Annotated in this window: 6 protein-coding genes and 1 pseudogene; all 7 read left to right on the top strand. The window is 67.3% G+C overall.

The features are described from left to right. The coding region (locus MTR62_RS18865; protein ID WP_327194436.1) for an acetyl-CoA carboxylase biotin carboxyl carrier protein at positions 1 to 292 on the top strand (292 nt) is incomplete at its 5' end. A gap of 13 nt (positions 293 to 305) precedes the next feature. Beyond that, positions 306 to 1,750: pseudogene (gene accC, locus MTR62_RS18870) on the top strand (acetyl-CoA carboxylase biotin carboxylase subunit). A 20-nt stretch (positions 1,751 to 1,770) separates the two neighbouring features. After that, a complete protein-coding gene (locus MTR62_RS18875; protein WP_244023855.1) occupies positions 1,771 to 2,721 on the top strand; it encodes an acetyl-CoA carboxylase carboxyltransferase subunit alpha in 951 nt (316 codons plus the stop codon). A 388-nt stretch (positions 2,722 to 3,109) separates the two neighbouring features. Next, the gene (locus MTR62_RS18880; protein WP_244023857.1) at positions 3,110 to 4,393 is read left to right on the top strand and encodes an MFS transporter; all 1,284 of its coding nucleotides are present in this window, start codon (positions 3,110 to 3,112) and stop codon (positions 4,391 to 4,393) included. Positions 4,394 to 4,474: 81 nt separating this feature from the next. Beyond that, complete coding sequence (locus MTR62_RS18885; RefSeq protein ID WP_244023859.1) at positions 4,475 to 5,542, top strand: LacI family DNA-binding transcriptional regulator; 1,068 nt, start codon at positions 4,475 to 4,477, stop codon at positions 5,540 to 5,542. A 377-nt stretch (positions 5,543 to 5,919) separates the two neighbouring features. Beyond that, positions 5,920 to 7,629, top strand: coding sequence for an Hsp70 family protein (locus MTR62_RS18890; RefSeq protein ID WP_244023861.1), 1,710 nt, complete (start codon positions 5,920 to 5,922; stop codon positions 7,627 to 7,629). 55 nt (positions 7,630 to 7,684) lie between these two features. Then, the coding region (locus tag MTR62_RS18895) for a hypothetical protein (protein ID WP_244023863.1) at positions 7,685 to 7,873 on the top strand (189 nt) is incomplete at its 3' end.

Here is a 7,873-nt window from a genome sequence, read left to right on the forward strand (position 1 = left end):
CGCGGCTCCCGCCGCCGCGCCCGTCGCCGAGGCCGCCCCCGCCGCCAGCGAAGCGCCGGTCGATGCGGTCAAGTCGCCGATGGTCGGCACCGCCTACCTCTCGGCCGAGCCGGGTGCGGCGCCGTTCATCGCGGTCGGCAAGAGCGTGAACGAAGGCGACGTGCTGCTCATCGTCGAGGCGATGAAGGTCATGAACCAGATCGTCGCGCCCAAGTCGGGCACGATCAAGGCGATCCTCGTCGACAACCAGCAGCCGGTCGAATTCGACCAGCCGCTCGTGGTGATCGGCTGAGGGTAGCGCATTTATGGCCATTAAACGCCTCCTGATTGCCAACCGCGGCGAGATTGCGCTGCGCATCCACCGCGCCGCCCAGGAAATGGGCATCGAAACGGTCGCGGTGCACTCCACCGCCGACGCCGACGCGATGCACGTTCGCCTGGCCGACCATGCGGTGTGCATCGGCCCGCCGGCCGCCAAGGACAGCTATCTCAACGTCGCCGCGATCATCTCGGCCGCCGAGATCACCGACGCCGACGCGATCCATCCGGGCTACGGCTTCCTGTCCGAGAACGCCCGCTTCGCCGAGATCGTCGAAAGCCACGGCATCAAGTGGGTCGGCCCCAAGCCCGAACACATCCGCACGATGGGCGACAAGGTCGAGGCCAAGCGCACCGCAGGGGCCCTCGGCCTGCCGCTGGTTCCCGGTTCGGACGGCGCGATCGAGGACTTCGACGTCGCGCGCGCGCTGGCCGAGGAAATCGGCTATCCGGTCATCATCAAGGCCGCTTCGGGCGGCGGTGGCCGGGGCATGAAGGTGGTCAATTCCCCCGAGGAACTGGAAAGCCAGATGGGCCAGGCCCGTTCCGAAGCGGCCGCCGCTTTCGGCGACGCCACGGTCTACATGGAAAAGTACCTCGGCAACCCGCGTCACATCGAATTCCAGGTGTTCGGCGACGGGGAAGGCCAGGCGATCCACCTGGGCGAACGCGACTGCTCGCTCCAGCGCCGCCACCAGAAGGTGCTCGAGGAAGCGCCCTCGCCCGTCATCACGCCCCAAGAGCGCGACCGCATGGGCGGCATCGTCGCCAAGGCGATGGCCGACATGGCCTACCGCGGCGCGGGCACAATCGAGTTCCTCTGGGAAAACGGCGAGTTCTACTTCATCGAGATGAACACCCGTCTTCAGGTCGAACACCCGGTGACCGAAGCGATCACCGGCCTCGATCTCGTGCGCGAGCAGATCCGCATTGCCGATGGCAAGCCGCTGTCGGTCGCGCAGGAGGACATCGAGTTCAAGGGCCACGCGATCGAATGCCGCATCAACGCGGAAGATCCGTGGAACTTCACGCCCTCGCCGGGCAAGGTGACCAACTACCACGCGGCGGGCGGCATGAACGTGCGGGTCGATTCGGGCCTCTACGCGGGCTACTCGATCCCACCCTACTACGATTCGATGATCGGCAAGCTGATCGTCTCGGGCCGCACCCGCGAGGGCGCGATCATGCGCCNGCGGGCTACTCGATCCCACCCTACTACGATTCGATGATCGGCAAGCTGATCGTCTCGGGCCGCACCCGCGAGGGCGCGATCATGCGCCTCAAGCGCGCGCTGGGTGAAATGGTGATCGAAGGCCCCAAGACCTCGATCCCGCTGCACCAGGCGCTGGTCGAGGACCCCGAGTTCAACCAGGGCGCCTACACCATCAAGTGGCTCGAGGAATGGCTGGCCAAGCGGGCCGCCAAGGGCTGAGAGTGACGATGAGCAAACCGATGAAATCCTACCTGGACTTCGAAAAGCCGATCGCCGAGCTCGACACGCGCGTGGCCGAGCTGCGCGCCACGGCCGAGGACAGCGGCGATCTCGACATCGAGTCCGAGATCGCCAAGCTCGCGGCCAAGAGCGAGGCGATGCTGGCCGCGACTTACGCCAGGCTCACCCCCTGGCAGAAGACCCAGGTCGCCCGCCATCCGCTGCGCCCGCACTTCACCGACTACGTGAACCTCGTGTTCACCGACTTCGTGCCGCTGGGCGGGGACCGCGTCTATGGCGAGGACGCCGCGATCCTGGGCGGCTTTGCCCGCCTCAACGGCCAGCGCGTCATGCTCATCGGGCACGAAAAGGGCAACGATACGGCCAGCCGCATCAAGCACAACTTCGGCATGGCCAAGCCCGAAGGCTACCGCAAGGCGATCCGCCTGATGGAGATGGCCAGCAAGTTCGGCGTTCCGGTGGTCACGCTGGTCGATACCGCGGGCGCCTTCCCCGGTGTCGAGGCCGAGGAACGCGGCCAGGCCGAAGCCATCGCCCGTTCGACCGAGGCCTGCCTCGGGCTCAAGGTGCCGATGGTCGCGGTGATCGTGGGCGAAGGCGGATCGGGCGGCGCGGTTGCGATCGCGGCGGCGAACAAGGTGCTGATGCTCGAACATTCGATCTATTCGGTGATCTCGCCCGAAGGCGCCTCCTCGATCCTGTGGCGCACGCCCGAAAAGGCGGCCGATGCGGCCACCGCGATGAAGGTCACCGCGCAGGATCTGCTCGAACTCAAGGTCATCGACGGCATCGTCGCCGAACCGCTGGGCGGCGCGCACCGCGATGCGGCCCGCACGGCCGCGGCGCTCGGCGCGGCGATCGAACGCGAACTCAAGGCGCTCGCCAAGGTCAAGCCCGACGCCCTGCTGCGCCAGCGCGAAGACCGCTTCCTCGCCATCGGCTCGCTCTGAGCGCGTAACCTTCGCGCAGGCCAACACCAATTGCCCCCGCAGGCTCCGGCCTTCGAGGACGCCTTCCAAGCAAGAAAACTCACCGTTCCGGCCCGCCTCGGCCCAGGACGGTGAGTTTTTTTTGATTCAGCGCCAACACCGCTGGTCGCCCTGGTCCCCATCCCTTTTCCAAGTGCAGCGTGCAAGCCGGCCCTTGCGCAACTTCCCTAGGGTGCCTGCCCATCATCCCTTGGTACAACGGCGCTAATCCTCTCTTTGCGCGCCGCGTCTCCGGGTGCAGACCGGCTCACAGGCAAAGCCCCCGGATGACGCCATCGGAAAGGGGGGATTGGGAGACGACATGGGCAACGGCGGGAAACCCCGTCTGACGCGATTGCGCCTGGTTGAAATGAACCTGGGCTTCTTCGGCCTGCAACTGAGCTTTGGGCTGCTGGTCGCCAATTCCAGCCCGATCTTCCGTACACTGGGGGCGAGCGAAGCCCTGCTGCCGCTGCTCTGGCTGGCGGGCCCGGTTACCGGCATGGTGGTGCAGCCGCTCGTCGGCGCGCTGAGCGACCGCACGGTCACGCGCTTCGGGCGGCGAACGCCCTATCTTCTGACCGGAGCCGCCATCGCCGCGCTCGGCCTGTGGCTGATGCCGTTCTCGCCCGTACTGTGGGTCGCGGTGGCGCTGGTCTGGCTGCTCGACACGGCCAACAACCTGATCCTCGAACCCTACCGGGCCTATGTCGTCGACCGCCTGCCGCCCGGACAGCGCCCGGCGGGCTTCCTCCTGCAAAGCGCGTTCACCGGCCTCTCGCAGACCCTGGCGCACCTGCTGCCTTCGCTGCTGGCGCTGTTCGTCCACCGCCACCTCACCGATGCCAACGGGATCGCGCTGACGGTGCGGGCGACTTTCGTCATCGGCGCGATCGTGACCGCCTCGACCATTGTCTACTCGCTCGTGCGGGTGCCCGAAACCGCGCTCCCCATCGCCCGGCCTGCGACACCGGCACCCGCATCTGCACAGACGGCGGCGGCGCGAACCGGCCTTTTCGCCTGGGCCATCGCCCAGGACCTCGTGGTGGCGCTGCGCGACATGCCCCGGCCCATGCGCCAGCTCGCGTTGCCCATGCTGTGCCAGTGGTACGCGATGTTCGCCTTCTGGCAGTATTTTACCGAGGTTGTCGCGCGCACGCGCTTCGCGACCTCCGATCCCACCTCGGACGCCTACCGCGAGGCGACGCTTACCGCGCAGCAACTGGGCGCGATCTACAACGCCATCGCCTTCCTCGCCGCGCTCGCCATGATCCCGCTGCTACGGCGTGTGCCGATCGCAAGGCTGCACGCCGCCTGCCTTGCGCTCAGCGGCCTCGCCATGGCGGCGATCCCCTTTGCCGGGCATTCGCAGCCCCTTCTTTACACGCTGATGCTGGGCATCGGCATTGGCTGGGCAGGCATGATGGGCAACAACCACGCCTTGCTCGGCGCCAGCCTGCCGCCCGGACGGATCGGCACGTACATGGGAATTTTCAATCTCTTCATCGTTATCCCGATGTTGTTCGAAACGCTCACCCTGCCCCTGATCTTCCAAACTATGCTTAACGGCGATCCGGCCCGCGTGTTGTTTCTGGCCGCGCTGCTGATGGGCGCGGGAAGCGTCTCCATTTTGCATGTAAAACCCGTTTCCTGAAAAGTCGTACTGCGATGCAATCGCAATCATTGGTACAAAGTACCTATCCGCGTGCCCAACAGAGTGCTAGGAATCGCCGCGATGGTGGAAAAACTGAAGGTTGAAGAAGGGGTTGAGACATCAGCCCCGCTCTTCACGGATGAGATCGAGGTACGCACTCTCGCCGATCTCGCCCGTCTTGCGGGCGTGTCAGCGGGCACCGTGTCGCGTGCCCTAGCCGGAAAATCTCTGGTTAACGTCGAAACCCGCGAGCGAATTCAAGCGCTTGCTCGAAAACACGGATTTCGTCCAAACCAGATGGCGAGCAAGCTGCGCTCACGCAGGACAGGCGTGATCGGAGTCGTAATTCCACTGGGGCACGACCGTCGCCAGCACATCTCGGACCCGTTTTTCCTGACGTTACTTGGTGCGCTGGCCGATCATCTGACCGAGAGCGGCTACGACCTCATGCTTAGTCGCGCCATTCCGGATGAAACAAGCGACTGGCTCGAACGCATGACCGGATCGGGCATGACCGACGGGGTCATCGTCATCGGCCAGTCCGACCAGTTCGAGGTGATCGAGAAAGTCGCCGCCCAGTACCGTCCGATGGTGGTTTGGGGCCACCACCGCCCCGGCCAGACCCACTGCGTGGTGGGCACCGACAACTTCCTGGGCGGCAAGCTCGCGACCGAACGGCTGATCCGGACCGGCGCCCGCCGCCTCGCCTTCCTCGGCGCGACCGGCGGGATCGAGATCGCCAAGCGTTTTGAAGGCACCGTCGCCGCCGCCAAGACCGCTGGCCTCACCGTCACCCATCTGCCGGTTCACATGGCCGACGAGCAGGTGGGCCACGAAGTCGCCGCCGCGCTCGGCAATGGCAGCGGCACCGATTTCGACGGCATCGTCGCGGGCTCGGACCTCATTGCGATGTCGGCGCTGCGCGTGCTCTACGAAAACGGCCAGCGCATCCCCGAGGAAGTTCAGGTCATCGGGTTCGACGACCTGCCGATCGCGGCCCAGACCTTCCCCCCGCTCTCGACCGTGCGCCAGGAAATCCAGGACGGCGCGCGGATCATGGTGGAGAAGCTCAAGGCCCGCATCGCCGGTCAGTCGACGGAGAGCGCGGTGATGCCGCCCAGCCTCGTGCTGCGCGCCTCGACCCGTTAGTTCGTTAAGTAATATATCTTAGCTGGCGCGCTTGAACGGGCGAGGCAGGCCGCTCGGGTCACGCGCGCTCCAGCGCTCGGGGCCGGGCCGATGCCCCCGCCCGCCCGTTCTCGCCCCTGTTCTCACCGCGACTCTCCTCCTTGGGCCACTGGCGCCAGCGCTGCGCGCAACGCGAGGGCACTGCCCCCTCTTCGCCGCGAGCGCGCGTGGCACTGTCCCGAACGCCACAGATGCGAAGCAATCGCACCTTGGACGTCGAAACCGCCTTTCGATCCGCAGCCCCAGCCGCTAGGCCGGTTTTTCCGGGAATCGATGTGGATGCAAGTCCATACGGCTTCTGCGTTTGTCCGCGGGCAAGGGTGTGCAAGAATCGTACAATGCTGATCGGGATTGATCTGGGAACGACCAACAGCGCGGTCGCGATCTGGAAGGATGGCGCAGCGCAGCTCGTGCCCAACGCGCAAGGTGCCCTGCTCACCCCCTCGGCGGTGAGCATCGCCCCCGACGCGCAGACCTGGATCGGCCCGCCCGCGCTCGACCGCCGGGCCGCCCACCCGCAGGACACCGCCACCAGTTTCAAGCGCCTTATGGGCACATCCGCAGACATCGTGCTGGCGGGCCGGACCTACCGCGCCGAGGATCTCTCCGCGCTCGTGCTCGGCGCGCTCATGCGCGATGTGGCCGCGCTCACCGGCACGATGCCCAGCGAAGCGGTGATCACCGTTCCCGCCTACTTCAACGATCGCCAGCGCAAGGCCACGCGCAAGGCGGGCGAACTGGCCGGGCTGACCGTGCGTCGGCTGATCAACGAGCCGACCGCCGCGGCGCTCGCCTTCGGGCTCCAGGACAAGGGGGAGCGCGAACCGTTCCTGGTCTTCGACCTGGGCGGTGGCACCTTCGACGTCTCGATCGTCGAGATGTTCGACGGCATCGTCGAAGTGCGCGCCTCGGCGGGGGACAACCGGCTGGGCGGGGATGACTTCGACACCGCGCTGGCCGCCCTCGCCCGTCCGCTGATCGATCCCGCCAGGCGGCTCGACGCGCTCGATCCGGCGCGGGCCAGAAGCCTGCTGGAACGCGCTGCCGAACGCTGCCGCAAGGCGCTGAGCACCGCGAGCGAGGCACCCTTCACCGTGACCCTCGACGACGAGACGCAGCTTTCGGCCCCGATCACCCAGGACGCCTTCGAGAGCGCCTGCGCACCGCTCGTCGACCGCTTGCGCGCGCCCGTCGTGCGCGCGCTGCGCGACAGCGCGATCGAGGCCAGCGAGCTGTCCGACATCGTGCTGGTCGGCGGGGCCACGCGCATGCCCGTGGTGCGCAAGGCAATCACCCGGCTGTTCGGCCGCTTTCCCAACACCACCGTCCACCCCGACCACGCCGTGGCGCTGGGCGCGGCGATCCAGGCCGGGCTCGCCGGGCGCGACGCCGCGCTCGAGGAAGTGCGCATCACCGACGTATGCCCCTATACCCTGGGCGTCGAAGTGGCCGAAGCCGATGCCCACGGGGGCCTTCAGAAGGGCCTGTTTTCCCCGATCATCGAGCGCAACACACCGGTCCCGGTGAGCCGGGTCGAATCCTACTCGACCCTTGCCGACGGGCAGAAGCACATCGAATTCGGCATCTACCAGGGCGAAGCGCGCGAAGTCGCGCGCAACGTGCGGCTCGGCGACATCCGCGTGCCGGTCCCGCCGCGTCCGGCCGGCGAAATCGACGTCAGCGTGCGCTTCTCCTACGACAGTTCGGGCCTGCTCGAAGTCGACATCCACGTCCCCGCCGACGACAGCCGCCACAATCTGGTCATCGTCGACGAGGAAGACCGTGGCCGCGAGGACGACCTGGCCGAGCGCCGCGCGCGCCTCGCCAGCCTCAAGTTCCACCCGCGCGAGGAGGCCGAGAACGTCGCGCTGCTGGCGCGGGCGGAGCGCTGCTACGAGGATCACATCGGCGACCTGCGCCGCATGATCGGCCATTGGATCACCCACTTCAACGGGGCGCTCGACACGCAGGACCCGCGCGTCATCCTCGCGGCGCGCGCGACGCTGAGCGAGCGGCTCGCCGAGCTGGAAAGCGCCGGTCCGCTATGACCGCCCTCCCCTCCGCACGGATCGCGCGCGGATCGCGCGCGCGCGCCGAGCGGCCATGACCCAGCCCTTCCCCTGGTCGATCCTGGGCATCGCCCCGACGCGGGAGCGCAAGGCGATCCGTTCGGCCTATGCCCGTGCGATCAAGGCGATGGACCTCGACGCCGATGTCGAAGGCTATGCCCGGCTGCGCCACGCGCGCGACGTCGCGCTGCAGCGCGCCGCCGCGCCCGAGACCGGCGAGGCC

The sequence above is a fragment of the Novosphingobium organovorum genome (genome assembly GCF_022832435.1).
In the GTDB taxonomy this organism is placed as follows: domain Bacteria; phylum Pseudomonadota; class Alphaproteobacteria; order Sphingomonadales; family Sphingomonadaceae; genus Novosphingobium; species Novosphingobium organovorum.

Coding starts and splice junctions, on each gene's coding strand:
- MTR62_RS18885 (WP_244023859.1), top strand. CDS start 4,475: ATGGTGGAAAAACTGAAGGTTGAAGAAGGGGTTGAGACATCAGCCCCG.
- MTR62_RS18880 (WP_244023857.1), top strand. CDS start 3,110: ATGAACCTGGGCTTCTTCGGCCTGCAACTGAGCTTTGGGCTGCTGGTC.
- MTR62_RS18890 (WP_244023861.1), top strand. CDS start 5,920: ATGCTGATCGGGATTGATCTGGGAACGACCAACAGCGCGGTCGCGATC.
- MTR62_RS18875 (WP_244023855.1), top strand. CDS start 1,771: ATGAAATCCTACCTGGACTTCGAAAAGCCGATCGCCGAGCTCGACACG.